This window comes from Paenibacillus sp. FSL L8-0641, assembly GCF_038006265.1.
Classification (GTDB): Bacteria; Bacillota; Bacilli; order Paenibacillales; family Paenibacillaceae; genus Paenibacillus; species Paenibacillus polymyxa_D.
Genome location: NZ_JBBOUW010000001.1, coordinates 1,277,267 through 1,289,696 on the forward strand (window position 1 = coordinate 1,277,267; position 12,430 = coordinate 1,289,696).

Consider the following 12,430-nt stretch of genomic DNA (forward strand, 5'->3'; position numbering starts at 1 on the left):
CATAACCCTCTACACTGATAATATGACAAGGAGGGATATATTATGATAAGAGACGACATTTTGCGTCAACAGCTTGAGAATGCTCGTCAAAAGCTGTATATTTTGCAAGCAAAACATGGTTTTAATCATGCCAGTGTGCTCAGACAGTCTGTAATTATGGATAACCTCATCAATCAATATAACCACCTTTTTTATATAAAAGAAAAAAAACCGACGGCATAAATGTAACCGATGGGCGAGAAACTTTTGGTGAGGTCACTCGCCCTTGTATTGTAGCGCTGATAATTATAACAACGATGCTTGTCTTAACTTTTCTAACTAGTGTGCAATCTATCATTTTAGGTACGGTTTGTTTGATGGGCACTTAGTAAAACACCGATAATAACGACCAAACCGCCGATGATTTGGCGCCATGTAATCGTTTCTTGCAAAAGCAACACAGAAAATAAGACTCCAAATATCGGAACCAAATTCATCAGAGAAACGGAACTGCTCGGTGACAGCTTGATTAATCCGTAATTATAAAGCAAAAACGCGATAACGGAGCAGAATACACCCAGATATACTAACAACATAAACGATCCTGTTGTTGGAACCTGCCAACGATCCTTTTCTAATAGAGCCAACGGTATAAAAAAGATACTCCCTGCAACGGTTTGGTAAAAAGATAACGTCACGGGTGGATATTTGTCCACAACCTTACGCGTCATGAAAGTGTAAAACGCCCACGCAAAACCCGTCCCGATTAATATTAAATTTCCGATGAGTTGATTCTTACTATCCGAACTTTCGCCAACTGAAGTCAAGAAATATACCCCGATCATGGCCAGTGCTATGCCGCAAATTTTATATTTGGATATTTTCACTTTATACAAAATAAGCTCAAGCAGCGACGTAATTGCGGGATATGATGCAACAATCAATGCTGCGTTGGAAGCGGTAGTCAGGCTAACCCCTATATTCTCCATTGAAAAATATAAAGTGATTCCCAAAACACCACTAAACGAAATCGTAGCCAAATCCTTTGGCTTTACTTTGACATGTTCTTTTTTAATCAGCAAAACGATACCTAGCACTACGGAAGCTATAATAAATCTGGATAGACCCAAGGTAAGCGGGGGGAACGTCGTGTAGGCTGCTTTGGTGGCAATAAACGATGTACTCCAGATCAATAGGGCCAGGATCGTAGAACCGTAGTAAATCCTGTTGCTTTCGCTGTGATGAGCTATGACTTTGTTCAAGTTAAATCCTCCCTGAGGTAATCCCCTGTGAAATACAATAGTTGCTACTATAGTGACTACTATAAAAACGTTACTAAAAAGATAGTGTGTATATCAGTTTTTGTCAAGGGGAAGTGATATAGTAAGGATGAACACGAATTGAGGAGAAGACGTCATGAAACCAAAACCAAATATATTAGAAATTCTACGGGATTTGAATTTTAGTGAATATGAAGCCAAGGCTTATGTGACCTTATTGGAAAGCTCTCCGCTTTCGGGATACGCCGTTTCATTGAATTCCGGGGTACCGAGATCCAAAATTTACGAGGTTTTGTCTGGAATGGTCAACCGTGGGGACATCATGGTCAGTCAAGAAAATACGCCTCTGTATGTGCCGCTTCCGCCACATGAATTGATTGCCCAGAGAAAACGCAAAGCAGAGCAGATTTTCAATGTGGCGCAAGAGAGTTTGGAGCAGTACACGGCATCATTTCAAAATAGAGAGAATATTTGGAATATTTCGGGGTATGAAGCCATTATCAATCGTATAAATGAAGGGGTAAAAGGAGCTAAACACCGAATTTTATTGGAAATTTGGAAAGAGGATGCCGAGGTGTTCCGAGATGCCTTAGAGCAAGTAGCCCAACAAGGAATTGAAGTGATCATTGTAGCGTATGGGGAGCTTAACTTTGATTTCGCTACTGTTTACCGCCATGATATGAGTGAAGAGATTACGTCCGAAATTGGGGGGCGGTGGATTGTACTTAGCATAGACGACCGGGAGGTCGTAGCTGGCATACTTTCACTAGGAGATGACAGCCGCGCTGCATGGACGTTGCATCCGGGTCTGGTGATGCCGATTACGGAAGTGATTATTCATGATATTTATATCATGGAAATCCTATATGAGTTCCGTGAACAATTAGAAGAGAAATTCGGCCCTAATCTAATCCATCTCCGCAATAAATTTGCTATGGGTCCGAATGGCAAAGGATATTATATTCCTTTGACTGAAAAAAGCATGAAACGTGTATAGAGATTGTCTGAGGTCCGATGTGCAAAAATAAACAGGCCCATGGAGTGTTATTCCATGAGCCTAATTTTATTGGATGTTGTGTTCTATTATTTTACGGTTACAATCACACGTTGATAATGCTTTAAAGGATGTTTTCCATTGTCCTGTACTTCTGCAATGATATGAAGCGTATTCCCTGACTTAGCATCTGCGGGAACTGTGAAACTAACTGCATTCGTATCACTACCTTGCAAGTCAATCGTGTTTACTTTCTCTCATTTTTGTTCCCCACTCTGAACGCTCCTATGATGTTTTTTAGGATTATGACCATGTAAGTATTCTTTTTATTCAAGATTTAGGCATAAAAAAAACCTAAACATATATATGTCTCAACAATAGTTGAGCATATATACATTTAGGTTTTGCCTGCATGATCAGTCACAATCCTGATCCGATTTTACATCAATGTCCGAGAAAATGAAAGCGGTTTACAAGTCCCAGCATAAAATTAGTTTTACGCTTTGAATAAACCGGATTCTTTGACTTCAGATAGGAAGTTGTGGAACTCAGGAATGTTCAGCTGTTGCTGAGCATCGGACAAAGCGACTGCCGGGTTCGGATGGACCTCCACCATGATACCGTCGGCTCCAGCAGCCAGGGCAGCTTTGGCGCAAGGGGCCAGGATGTCCTTACGGCCTGTCGAGTGAGTCACGTCCACCAATACAGGCAGATGACTTTCCTTTTTCAAAATCGGAACAGCGGAAATATCCAGCGTGTTACGCGTCCATTTTTCGTACGTACGGATACCGCGTTCAATCAGCATGACTTGCGTGTTACCACGGGAAACGATGTATTCAGCAGCATGAAGGAACTCTTCCATTGTTGCAGCCAGTCCGCGTTTGAGCAGAACCGGAGTTCTTGTTTCACCCGCAGCTTTGAGCAATTCAAAGTTGTGCATGTTACGCGCACCAATTTGAATAATGTCGATGTATTGGATCGCTTCCTCCAAATGTCTTGGATCGACGATTTCACTGATTGTAGCCAGTCCGAACTCATCACCTACACGTTTGAGAATTTGCAGTCCTTCCACGCCCAGTCCTTGGAAATCGTACGGAGACGTACGTGGTTTAAACGCGCCACCACGAAGAATCGGCACACCGGCTTCCTTGAGAGCCGCACCTACTTCACGAGTTTGCTGGTAGCTTTCCACCGAGCATGGACCTGCGACCATGATGGAGGCTTTGCCGCCTACCAGCGTATCTTTAACCTTAATAATTGTGCTATCTGGTTGATTTTTGCGGCTGACGATCAGATGTTTTTTGTGTTCTTCTTTTTGATAGTTCAAAGAAGCCTTGAAAATATTTTTGAACAGTTGGCGAATCGTAGCATCGTCAAAAGGCCCACGGTTAGCCGCGATCAGCTTGTCCAGCATTTGTTGCTCACGTACCGGATCAAAGTCAGGTACCCCTTGAGCTTCCTTCAATTTTCCAAGTTGTCCGGCCAGTTCAGCGCGTTGGGACAGCAGCTCCAGCAATTGCAAATTTGTAGCATCGAGTTGTTCACGCAGCAGCTCCAAAGAATTTTCATTTGTAGACATACAGTACTACACCCTTCCCGAATTTAATTTGTTTTTTCTGTCAGTCCATGGACTTTTTTGCAGAAAATAACACAAAAAGGCACTCGCCGCAAGGGACGAATGCCGTGGTACCACCCTAATTACAGAAGTATACATACGAATCGTCAACGTCGTTCAGTCGACAGCAGTAACTTCTGAGCTTGATGCCCGTAACGGGGGCTTCCGGAAACCTCTACTCGGACAAAGGAATGAATCCTTCTGTCGGTTCAAGGCTCGACTCGGGAGTGAATTTCAACGCGGGATTGCGGTACGCTCTCAGCAATTCGTACCTTTCTGTGGGAATCCGTTAGACGTTTACTTGTCTCCGTCGATGTCTTTGTTCATGGTATTCAAAAGATTTGACCTTATTTTAAACAAAGTAGGTACAGAAGGCAAGCCCTGATTATCAGGTTCAAGTTTTTGCCCTTGAATTGCTGCCCTTTTATTTTCCTTGATCCCTGGGTTCGGGATTCGCAGATGCGACTCCTCGTGGGTTATCTTCGGTCGAGGTATCGTCCGTATTCGTCTTGTCCGCAGTCCTACGGTCGTCTGCTTCCACAGGATTCAAGGCTTTATACCGTTTGTATTCCATATCGGCCTGAGACATCGGATCTTTATACATAGGAGATCAGTCAACTCCTTTCTGTTATACACTACATTACCCGCATAGCAGAATGGGTAACCGTTTTCTTTCACTCGATAAAATGAAGTGGTTAATCCAGCATATCGTCGCTTTCCAGTTGATCTTCTTCATCCCCATCGGTACCATTCAGCAAATCGGTACCATGCAGGAATTCGGCAGGAGCAGAAGGATCAACGGGACTGTTCGGTGTCAGTTCATCGGCATCTGGTACGTCCTCCAGAGGAGTATCCGGCCCTTCGGTCAGATTCTCCCAGTTGGTTTCTGCATTTTGCAGAGAAGGCTCAAAATCATTGTCATGTAGCTCAGTAGTTCGATCGTCACGATTTGCCATGTTGCTCAGCTCCTTTACTTTTTGTTGCTTATTCCGACCTTACCCAAACAGCGGAACGGCTAAACCTTCAGTTAGTGTGTCTGTAGGAAGTTAAAATCATGCGAATAGGGAGATGCCCATTCTCAATTAGCGTTTTTTTGGTAACTGCTGTGATATGATAAAGAAGATAGGGAGGGATATGAATTGGAATGGTACATGTTTGGTCCGATGATTAGTCGTATCCGCGTAGGACAAAAGGCATCTACCCCGGGATTTTCCCGCACCCTCATTAGGCGCCCGGAAGGCTTATACTGGACAGATGGCGGACAGGCCGGAAAAATAGTAGAAATACGCGATTATTTATTTTCCGATATTTGGACGATCTATGAAGATGAAGATTGTGAACCATGGTTGGAGCTTAGAGAGCAGAAAGAGCGGCGCGAACAGGAAATGATCATTAATCAATATGAAGATTTTACAAAAAATGAGTAAAAAGAACATGATATCCTTCTTGTGAAGAAGGTATGCACATCATCGTATAGAATAATATAATTTCAGGACGTAAAAAATGTTAAAACGTATACAAACTTGTAAATCCTACTATGTAACTTTGAGGTGCTTAATATGAGGCATGTGCCCAAAGCTGTCGCCGCCCTGCTAGCGGTCATTGTGATGCTGTTGTCGCTGGGTCACTCCGCCTATGCGGCCAAAATGACCCCGGAAGGGGATTATAAAATACCCTCCTGGGATATGAGATGGGGAGAGGTAGACGAGGATGGCTCTTTAGATGAGGTAAAGAATCCCAGCAAGATCTGGATGCATATTGAAGATGATACACAACTGCTTAGGCAGCCCGGCAATATAGGCTCCGCCTGGATTCGTATTAAGTTACCTTCGCTAAATGATGAAACGCCAGCGATCCTTTTTGAAAATATTTATGGCAGGCATATTACGCTGTATAAGGATGGGACCAATTTTTACGAATCCTACCGTGGGTACAATTATGAGAATAATCGTATTCTGATTCCGCTGAAGCCGGAAGACAGCGGTAAAACATTATACATATGGACGGAAAGCAGTAAGAAAAGACTGGGCATCATCGGTAATGTGATGACCGGTGATTATCGTGATTTGTTGGGGACCTTGGTCAGAATGGATGTTTTAGATATTGTACTGGGCAGTACGTTTATCTTTATCGCCCTGGTGCTGCTGATCTGCTCGTTTTTTCTGTTCCGTCCGAGTATGGCCATGTGGCTGTCTCTAAGTGCGATTGTATTGTCTATTGGTCTGATGATCGTAACGTATTCACCATTCTTGTATACATTCTATCGCGGCTATGGCAAGCTGTACTTACAACTTTTTGATGTGGCACTATTTATTCTGCTGCCCTCATTAGCCTTCTTTTTTGAGCAAAACATCAATTCGATTATACTGATTCGCAAATTCAGAAAGTTGTTAACCGCCTACTCTTTGTTCTGCTTTACCATGATGATTGTGAATTTAGGAGCACAGGAGCGGTTGAACAACATATATTATTTTTTTAGTGTAGTCATTCTGGGTATATTACTCGTCGCCTTAATGATACTGCTGGTATTTGCTTCGGTTCGCATGGCACTTAAGGGTGATCACGAAGCGATCATCTTATCGACAGGCTTTGCATTTTTTGCAGTCATCTCTATCGGGGAACTGAGCTGGTTTTTCATTCTGGACGGACACTACAATATGTTTTTGTGGAAATGGGGCGTGTTCGGTTTTGTACTGGCGTTGATCGCGATTTTGGGCAGAAGACTGGCAGAAAAGCACAAGCAGGTGGTTCGGTATTCCAGAGAACTGGAAATGTTCAATAATGAGCTTCAACGTTCGGAGAAAATGGAGATTATTAGCGATCTGGCTGCATCTGTAGCTCATGAGGTACGTAATCCCCTTCAAGTTACACGTGGATTTCTTCAGTTGATGAGCAAGCAGGAGGATGGTAAGAACAAAGACTATCTACATATCGCTCTGGAGGAGCTGGATCGAGCTTCCGCGATTATTACTGATTTTCTGACCTTTGCCAAGCCAGAATTTGACCAAACCAAAACGTTGACCATATTGGACGAATTCAAGCATATTGAAGGAATCATCAGTCCAATGGCTAATTTGCAAGGTGGAAAAATTTCGCTGGATATTCCCCAGGAAATCAAAGTACGCGGGAATTCCTCCAAGTTCAAGCAGGCGTTCATCAATATCATCAAAAACAGTATTGAAGCGCTGCGAGACCAGGGGCTTATTCATATATGGGCTTATGTGGATAACGGAGAAGCTGTCATTCATATTCGGGATAATGGTGAAGGGATGGATGCTCAGACTTTATCCAGACTAGGTGAGCCTTATTTTTCGAATAAGACAAAAGGCACGGGTTTAGGAATGATGGTGACTTTTCGGATTATTGAAACGATGAATGGAAAAATAACTTTTACAAGTGCAAAAGGGGTGGGAACAGAAGCGACCATCCGCTTCCCCGTAGCCGGATAATATCCGGCTTTTTTGCGTTCGGAGAAAACGGAGGGAAGCTTGCTGAGCCCACCCCTATGAGGTTAAGGAATCTAGATTAAATAAGCATTAACAATCATTCTACCACATTGAGCGAGGTTTCTGGGATGCAGCGAGCACGCCGGAGGGGTCTGGAGGAATTACCAGAAAAAACTGATCAGGCGTTTCTTCTAATGTTTTGATTTGGATATGATCGGGGATCACGACTCCTAACACATCACGAATTGCAGATTTGGGATCAGTCATCAGTTTCTCTCTGAAACTGGCATCCTCCCAAGCTTTTTGAATGACTTGTGTTTGAAGAACTTCAGTAGCCATCAAAAATCACCCTCTCATTCAATTGGTTATATTTACCTAGTCAGTATACCACGAAGGGCTCAGAAAAATCTAGCATTATTTCATATTTTTGGAGAGCCAGTAGTCAAGTCCGCCTCTTCTCAAATGCGAGCGTCCGCCTTCAATTTCTGCCGCCACTTCGCCCAGCTCAGCTGCGATAGAATGTGCAAAGCTATGTAGGCCGTGGATAGAAGGCTCCAGGGTCTCTAACTGTTGGACTGCTTGATCGGCAATGTTCACATAGCTGGCAAGCGCACCGCGTACATAAATCGCTTCCTGAATCTGTTTGGGTCCCAATCCTTCACAGTAAGCCGTCTTTTGCTCGGCACTGATATGGGACAAAAGACAGTTATAGCTATGTTCGACCAAATCTTCTGACCAATCCGCCCAATCATCCGACATTTGAAGCACGAGTAGCGCCAAGTCCGTCATATTTGTAATGTTTTGAATCAGATCAGCACGGCCTGCGAGCAGCAAAGCACCCGTTCCGGCCATTTTTAATGGACTTGCTTTCAGCGCGACCTTATTTTTTTCTCCTTGAAAATAGTCCTCTGTTCCTTCGGATATCACACTAACGGCCCATTCATCAACATACGTTCGGGCATATGACCAAAAAGGAGAGGTTGCCGGAAAAAGGTCCCGATATACGCTTAGACACTCGGTATAGAATAGTTGACTTAAAGCGAGTTGCGTTTTACGGTTGTCTGCTGCTGTGTCCATCACATCGTCTTGAATTAAATAGTGAGCCATGACGAACACGTTGCCAAGTGACAGCCTGCGGCATGTTTCGGGGGGCAGTCCTGTGAGTTCTTGCAGCCAAAATGGAAGCAAATAGCATATGTAATTACGCGTGCTGTCTTCCCGCAACGGATTAAAACGCGCCAGATAGTCCAAACCCTCTTGCTGAAAGGGAGCTGGAAACGTGGACGTCCGTTCCTCCGCTTGACGAAATACTTTTTCCAATTCGTCTTTGTATGCAAAATACCATTCCATCGCCATCACCTGCATCTCTTATGAATATTTTTATAGCGACTTCTAGTTGTTACCCGCCATTATACAACAGATTGCAATTTTCAAGATTTTGTTATTTTTACATTGAGAATGTTGTAAAAAGGATATCGACAAAAATCCCGGTTGGGAAGATCCCGCCGGGATTTTGTTTTTTTTAAATTAGATGATCTCTAAATAGTCAATATAAGCATCCCATGTCCCATTATCGGCTGTTACAACAAGCTCAATCTCTTGATTTCCGGTTCCATGGCTGACATTGTTTAAAGTATAGACCGCAGGACTGCTCCCGCCGTAGTAGAAGGTACCCTTCGTTTGTCCACCAATTTTCAAGTCAACTTTGGCCATGTTGGAATTATTTGAAGCACCACGGAGTGAAAAACTATGGGTGCCGCTGGTAAAATTCTGTGTGAATTTCACTGAATCATTGTTGGAGTATAAAGCCACTCCGTTGAACGGCGAGCTGATATTTGAAGTATACTGACCGCCTTTGGTCATATTCTCTGCTTCCACTTTTGTGCCTTTGTTTGGCGGCGTTTCGCCGTTTCCGCCATCAGGCGCTACCGCCCGGCCATTGCTTGGTGAGATCATACCAGAGCAAAGGTTACGATTTTTGAGGTTCTGTGCAATTTGTGGAATAGCTTGGAGTGTAGTCTGGTACTGATCATGCATCAGGATCACATCGCCGTTTTTAAGTTTGCCCGCAGCAGCTACGATCTGTGCGGTGGAGGCGCCGTTCCAGTCTTGGGAGTCAACGTTCCACAATACTTCGGTAAGACCGTTTTGGGTCTCAATGGATTTGAGGGTTGCGTTGGTCTCGCCATACGGAGGACGGAACAACTTTGGTGCCGTGCCAGTAATGGACTGTATCGTTTGCTGCGTGCGTGTAATTTCCGATGACATCTGCGATGTGCTCAGTTGTGTCATATGCGGATGTGACCATGAATGATTACCGATCCACATGCCTGCTGCTTGCTGGTCACGTACAAGCGAAGGATTATTCTGCGCGTTTTGTCCAAGATTAAAGAGCGTCGCGCGTAAACCGTTTTGCTTCAGAGCACTAAGAAGCGCTTTGGTGTTAGAGGGATTGGGACCATCGTCGAAGGTTAACGCTACATAACCGCTCGAGCAATCAGCCGCAAGCGCCTGGTTGCTCGAGATCACCAGCGAGCCTGTGAATAAAGACAAGGTGATTGACATAATCGCCGTCCATTTTCCTGCTTTAGCTATAAACATGGGTCTACCTCCTAGCTATTTTAATATAGTATGGATGTTCCGATACTCCGAACCGATTCAACTCTTTACTAGATTTGAAATTTTAGTTGATCTCCAAATAATCAACATAAGCATTCCATGTTCCGTCATCGGCTATTACAACGAGCTCGATCTCTTGGTTTCTGGTGCCATTATTGCCGCCAATCGTAATTGTATTACTAGTTACATTGGCACTCCGACTGCTTTGGTATCCCTCTACAGTAAGTGAATCTTCATACATCTTGTCCATGTATTCCCACTTTTTGAAGTGCTCGCTGACCGATATGGTTTTGCTCGTGCGTTTGGATGTCCACAAAAATAACCTTATTTTTTTGTTTCATTGGACTTTTCTCCTGTAGCCTCACTATGATGCAGTGCATTCTGTAGTAGCTTGATGCAACATGTCTTTCCAAAAATCGAATTGTAAACGTTTACAATTCGATTTTATCATATTTTCTTTAATATATAACTTGAAATTTTTCAAGTTATATTGTAGAAAGTATAGTTATTCATTCTTGCTCACTCTACAGGATAGGGTTCCCAAGGAGCGCGTGTAGATCGAAGGTTGGGTGTAATTGTGATAGCAATGTTCATAATTTCTTTTTCACGTCTTATGGTTACTTAACAGGCGAAAATATGAATAAAAATAGCGGGAAAAGAAAATATTATTTTAAAAAGGATGAAAGAAGGGTCTGCAACATGAAAAAACAATGGAAACTGACCGCTGCTATCCTGTATGGAGGAGTGATGATGTATGGCACTGCGGGTGCAGCTGGAGCTTCCGGGACGGAACCGGGTAATTCGTTGCAAGCAATCACCCCCAACGCCTCTATCCAAGGGGCAGCCCGCCAATGGAATGCTGAACCACAGGACGAACACGGGCATGTTCACAGACATAGGCACGGCAAAAGGCCTGGCGGCTTGAATCACCATCTCAACGAGAAAGTAGCCAAGCTGCTGGGCATCACTCCTGTCCAGTTAGAGAAAGAGCTGGGACAAGGGAAGTCGTTGGCCGAGGTTGCTAAAAGCAAAGGCATCAAAGAGGACCAGCTCATTGATAAGTTGAAGAATGAAATGACCGTGGACTTGAAACGGCTTGTGAACCGTAAAGGCCCGATTACATTCGATCGTAAGTCCGGCGCTTCGAATGAAGCTCAATTGAAGCGTTAGCCGGGGATACCGTGGTATATCTGCTCTTGAATAAGTCGAGGAGTAGATCGTTTGACAATAAAAAAAGGATGGGGAAACCTATCCTTAAATTTCTACTTCCTTATCTTGTGCTATGTCATATTTAGTTACTTTACTGGTGTATTTATCTACATAATAGAATCCATAAGTTGCAATGTGATCAGGGAAATCTTCGTAAACTCTTATACAATATTTAGTTCCTTCCAAACCTTCAACCATTAAGTTTAAATTATATTTAACAGCATCCTTTTTTATTTTATCAGAAAGAATATGGAGTGCTTGATTTTCTGTAATCATCTTTTGCTGTTTACCTAAATACAGTTTATTATCAATGAGGCTGATTTGTCTGCTTTCTGCAATCCCAATATCTTTAACAGAGATATACGTGTTTCCGTTGTAAATCAAGCCATCGGCAGTGTTCTTTTTTGTCCCCTCTAAAAATACATCAAACTTTTTCACAACAGCATTTACGCTTGTTCCAGATGCAGCCATTGCGGTTGCACCAGTAATCATCATACCAATGGTTAAGCCCACTAATAGCCCCTTTAATTTGTCATTCATTTTAATTACCCCTCTTATGTATGCTAATTCCCTCACTATAGTATCCTAAATATCACCATACATAAAGTGATTGTTGTGGGAGAGCAGAAGAGTCAATTATCTTTAAAGAGCTTAAAAAAATCAATGGTTTCTTTTAAATCTTCATCATCCGTATAAATGTTCATCACCTTGCCTATTTCAATTGCAAAGTCCACATACTGATTTGGTTTAGCCGTAATGATATTCTTGTGTATCTCCAGACCCGTTGGATGATTCACAGGATTTTTATAGGAGACACCTGCTATCTCCAGTAGTTCAGTGGCAGAACAAATGGTCGCTATCACTTTATGATCATTATTTAGTGTACTGATTAGAGCTAGAAGTTGCTTGTTCGTCTTTAATAGAGTGTTATCTCCACCAGGTATAATTAGGAGTTGAATATCCTCAGCAGACACTTCATCAAGGGCTACCGAAGGCGTAACTTTAAAATCCTCATAGGAAATTACAGGGTCTTTGGTTACTCCAATCGTAACAATGTCCCCTTTGGTTTTCATAAAATAGGTTGCTAGCATAATCTCAAAACTCACATAACCATCATAAATTAAAACGTGTGATTTCATTTATACACCTACTTCAACATTAGTTTTTAGCTTTGAGTCAATATACCACTTTGATAGGTTTAATTCCATAATTTACAGCAAATATAGGCTTAGAAGTTTAAATAACCAGTCGCACGAAATCAACCAGCGACTGGTTATTTAGCTTTGCT

15 protein-coding genes, 1 pseudogene and 1 other annotated feature are annotated in these 12,430 nt (G+C 42.8%); of the genes and pseudogenes, 5 read left to right on the forward strand and 11 right to left on the reverse strand.

Annotated features, from left to right (window positions below; all coding sequences use genetic code 11):
- The first annotated feature begins 42 nt into the window (after positions 1 to 42).
- Positions 43 to 222 carry an aspartyl-phosphate phosphatase Spo0E family protein gene (locus MKY16_RS05695; RefSeq protein WP_023987319.1) on the forward strand — a complete coding sequence of 60 codons (180 nt, stop codon included), beginning with the start codon at positions 43 to 45 and terminating at the stop codon, positions 220 to 222.
- A gap of 116 nt (positions 223 to 338) precedes the next feature.
- Here the strand turns inward: MKY16_RS05695 and MKY16_RS05700 are convergent, their stop codons facing one another.
- A complete protein-coding gene (locus MKY16_RS05700) occupies positions 339 to 1,241 on the reverse strand; it encodes a DMT family transporter (RefSeq protein ID WP_029516111.1) in 903 nt (300 codons plus the stop codon).
- A gap of 154 nt (positions 1,242 to 1,395) precedes the next feature.
- Here MKY16_RS05700 and MKY16_RS05705 point away from each other — a divergent pair, with 154 nt between their 5' ends.
- Positions 1,396 to 2,256 (forward strand): TrmB family transcriptional regulator, encoded by an 861-nt coding sequence (locus tag MKY16_RS05705; protein ID WP_029516112.1) that lies wholly within the window; start codon positions 1,396 to 1,398, stop codon positions 2,254 to 2,256.
- Between the two features lie 86 nt (positions 2,257 to 2,342).
- Here the strand turns inward: MKY16_RS05705 and MKY16_RS05710 are convergent.
- The 4 genes and pseudogenes from MKY16_RS05710 to MKY16_RS05725 form a co-directional block, all read right to left on the reverse strand.
- Positions 2,343 to 2,510 (reverse strand): annotated as a pseudogene (locus MKY16_RS05710) (hypothetical protein); the annotation flags it as partial.
- A 239-nt stretch (positions 2,511 to 2,749) separates the two neighbouring features.
- Positions 2,750 to 3,832 carry a bifunctional 3-deoxy-7-phosphoheptulonate synthase/chorismate mutase gene (locus tag MKY16_RS05715; RefSeq protein WP_029516113.1) on the reverse strand — a complete coding sequence of 361 codons (1,083 nt, stop codon included), beginning with the start codon at positions 3,830 to 3,832 and terminating at the stop codon, positions 2,750 to 2,752.
- A gap of 88 nt (positions 3,833 to 3,920) precedes the next feature.
- Positions 3,921 to 4,191 (reverse strand) — a binding site (T-box leader).
- Between the two features lie 101 nt (positions 4,192 to 4,292).
- Positions 4,293 to 4,472, reverse strand: a complete 180-nt coding sequence (locus tag MKY16_RS05720) for a hypothetical protein (RefSeq protein WP_029516114.1) — start codon at positions 4,470 to 4,472, stop codon at positions 4,293 to 4,295.
- A 91-nt stretch (positions 4,473 to 4,563) separates the two neighbouring features.
- Positions 4,564 to 4,824, reverse strand: a complete 261-nt coding sequence (locus MKY16_RS05725; protein ID WP_029516115.1) for a hypothetical protein — start codon at positions 4,822 to 4,824, stop codon at positions 4,564 to 4,566.
- Positions 4,825 to 5,007: 183 nt separating this feature from the next.
- Between MKY16_RS05725 and MKY16_RS05730 the strand changes: the two genes are divergently transcribed.
- On the forward strand, positions 5,008 to 5,295 hold the full coding sequence (locus MKY16_RS05730) for a hypothetical protein (protein WP_029516116.1): 288 nt from the start codon (positions 5,008 to 5,010) through the stop codon (positions 5,293 to 5,295).
- A gap of 132 nt (positions 5,296 to 5,427) precedes the next feature.
- Positions 5,428 to 7,317, forward strand: coding sequence for a sensor histidine kinase (locus tag MKY16_RS05735; RefSeq protein ID WP_029516117.1), 1,890 nt, complete (start codon positions 5,428 to 5,430; stop codon positions 7,315 to 7,317).
- Positions 7,318 to 7,416: 99 nt separating this feature from the next.
- Here the strand turns inward: MKY16_RS05735 and MKY16_RS05740 are convergent, their stop codons facing one another.
- The 4 genes from MKY16_RS05740 to MKY16_RS05755 form a co-directional block, all read right to left on the reverse strand.
- The gene (locus MKY16_RS05740; RefSeq protein ID WP_013309068.1) at positions 7,417 to 7,653 is read right to left on the reverse strand and encodes an NHLP leader peptide family RiPP precursor; all 237 of its coding nucleotides are present in this window, start codon (positions 7,651 to 7,653) and stop codon (positions 7,417 to 7,419) included.
- A 75-nt stretch (positions 7,654 to 7,728) separates the two neighbouring features.
- Positions 7,729 to 8,664, reverse strand: coding sequence for a hypothetical protein (locus MKY16_RS05745; RefSeq protein ID WP_029516118.1), 936 nt, complete (start codon positions 8,662 to 8,664; stop codon positions 7,729 to 7,731).
- A gap of 177 nt (positions 8,665 to 8,841) precedes the next feature.
- Positions 8,842 to 9,915 carry a polysaccharide deacetylase family protein gene (locus MKY16_RS05750; RefSeq protein ID WP_039269442.1) on the reverse strand — a complete coding sequence of 358 codons (1,074 nt, stop codon included), beginning with the start codon at positions 9,913 to 9,915 and terminating at the stop codon, positions 8,842 to 8,844.
- 82 nt (positions 9,916 to 9,997) lie between these two features.
- Positions 9,998 to 10,183 (reverse strand): hypothetical protein, encoded by a 186-nt coding sequence (locus MKY16_RS05755; protein ID WP_445744874.1) that lies wholly within the window; start codon positions 10,181 to 10,183, stop codon positions 9,998 to 10,000.
- A 449-nt stretch (positions 10,184 to 10,632) separates the two neighbouring features.
- Here MKY16_RS05755 and MKY16_RS05760 point away from each other — a divergent pair, with 449 nt between their 5' ends.
- Positions 10,633 to 11,103 (forward strand): hypothetical protein, encoded by a 471-nt coding sequence (locus MKY16_RS05760; RefSeq protein WP_069010367.1) that lies wholly within the window; start codon positions 10,633 to 10,635, stop codon positions 11,101 to 11,103.
- An 84-nt stretch (positions 11,104 to 11,187) separates the two neighbouring features.
- Here MKY16_RS05760 and MKY16_RS05765 read toward each other — a convergent pair whose 3' ends face one another.
- Together MKY16_RS05765 and MKY16_RS05770 are read right to left on the reverse strand one after the other, a co-directional pair.
- Complete coding sequence (locus MKY16_RS05765) at positions 11,188 to 11,682, reverse strand: hypothetical protein (RefSeq protein ID WP_029516121.1); 495 nt, start codon at positions 11,680 to 11,682, stop codon at positions 11,188 to 11,190.
- A 92-nt stretch (positions 11,683 to 11,774) separates the two neighbouring features.
- Positions 11,775 to 12,281 carry a DJ-1/PfpI family protein gene (locus MKY16_RS05770; RefSeq protein ID WP_069010368.1) on the reverse strand — a complete coding sequence of 169 codons (507 nt, stop codon included), beginning with the start codon at positions 12,279 to 12,281 and terminating at the stop codon, positions 11,775 to 11,777.
- Between the last annotated feature and the right edge of the window lie 149 nt (positions 12,282 to 12,430).

Bases quoted from the DNA above. Each gene is read 5' to 3' on its own strand.
- MKY16_RS05695 (WP_023987319.1), top strand. From the start codon at position 43: ATGATAAGAGACGACATTTTGCGTCAACAGCTTGAGAATGCTCGTCAA.
- MKY16_RS05705 (WP_029516112.1), top strand. From the start codon at position 1,396: ATGAAACCAAAACCAAATATATTAGAAATTCTACGGGATTTGAATTTT.
- MKY16_RS05715 (WP_029516113.1), bottom strand. From the start codon at position 3,832: ATGTCTACAAATGAAAATTCTTTGGAGCTGCTGCGTGAACAACTCGAT.
- MKY16_RS05720 (WP_029516114.1), bottom strand. From the start codon at position 4,472: ATGTATAAAGATCCGATGTCTCAGGCCGATATGGAATACAAACGGTAT.
- MKY16_RS05725 (WP_029516115.1), bottom strand. From the start codon at position 4,824: ATGGCAAATCGTGACGATCGAACTACTGAGCTACATGACAATGATTTT.
- MKY16_RS05735 (WP_029516117.1), top strand. From the start codon at position 5,428: ATGAGGCATGTGCCCAAAGCTGTCGCCGCCCTGCTAGCGGTCATTGTG.
- MKY16_RS05740 (WP_013309068.1), bottom strand. From the start codon at position 7,653: ATGGCTACTGAAGTTCTTCAAACACAAGTCATTCAAAAAGCTTGGGAG.
- MKY16_RS05745 (WP_029516118.1), bottom strand. From the start codon at position 8,664: ATGGAATGGTATTTTGCATACAAAGACGAATTGGAAAAAGTATTTCGT.
- MKY16_RS05750 (WP_039269442.1), bottom strand. From the start codon at position 9,915: ATGTTTATAGCTAAAGCAGGAAAATGGACGGCGATTATGTCAATCACC.
- MKY16_RS05755 (WP_445744874.1), bottom strand. From the start codon at position 10,183: ATGGACAAGATGTATGAAGATTCACTTACTGTAGAGGGATACCAAAGC.
- MKY16_RS05760 (WP_069010367.1), top strand. From the start codon at position 10,633: ATGAAAAAACAATGGAAACTGACCGCTGCTATCCTGTATGGAGGAGTG.
- MKY16_RS05765 (WP_029516121.1), bottom strand. From the start codon at position 11,682: ATGAATGACAAATTAAAGGGGCTATTAGTGGGCTTAACCATTGGTATG.
- MKY16_RS05770 (WP_069010368.1), bottom strand. From the start codon at position 12,281: ATGAAATCACACGTTTTAATTTATGATGGTTATGTGAGTTTTGAGATT.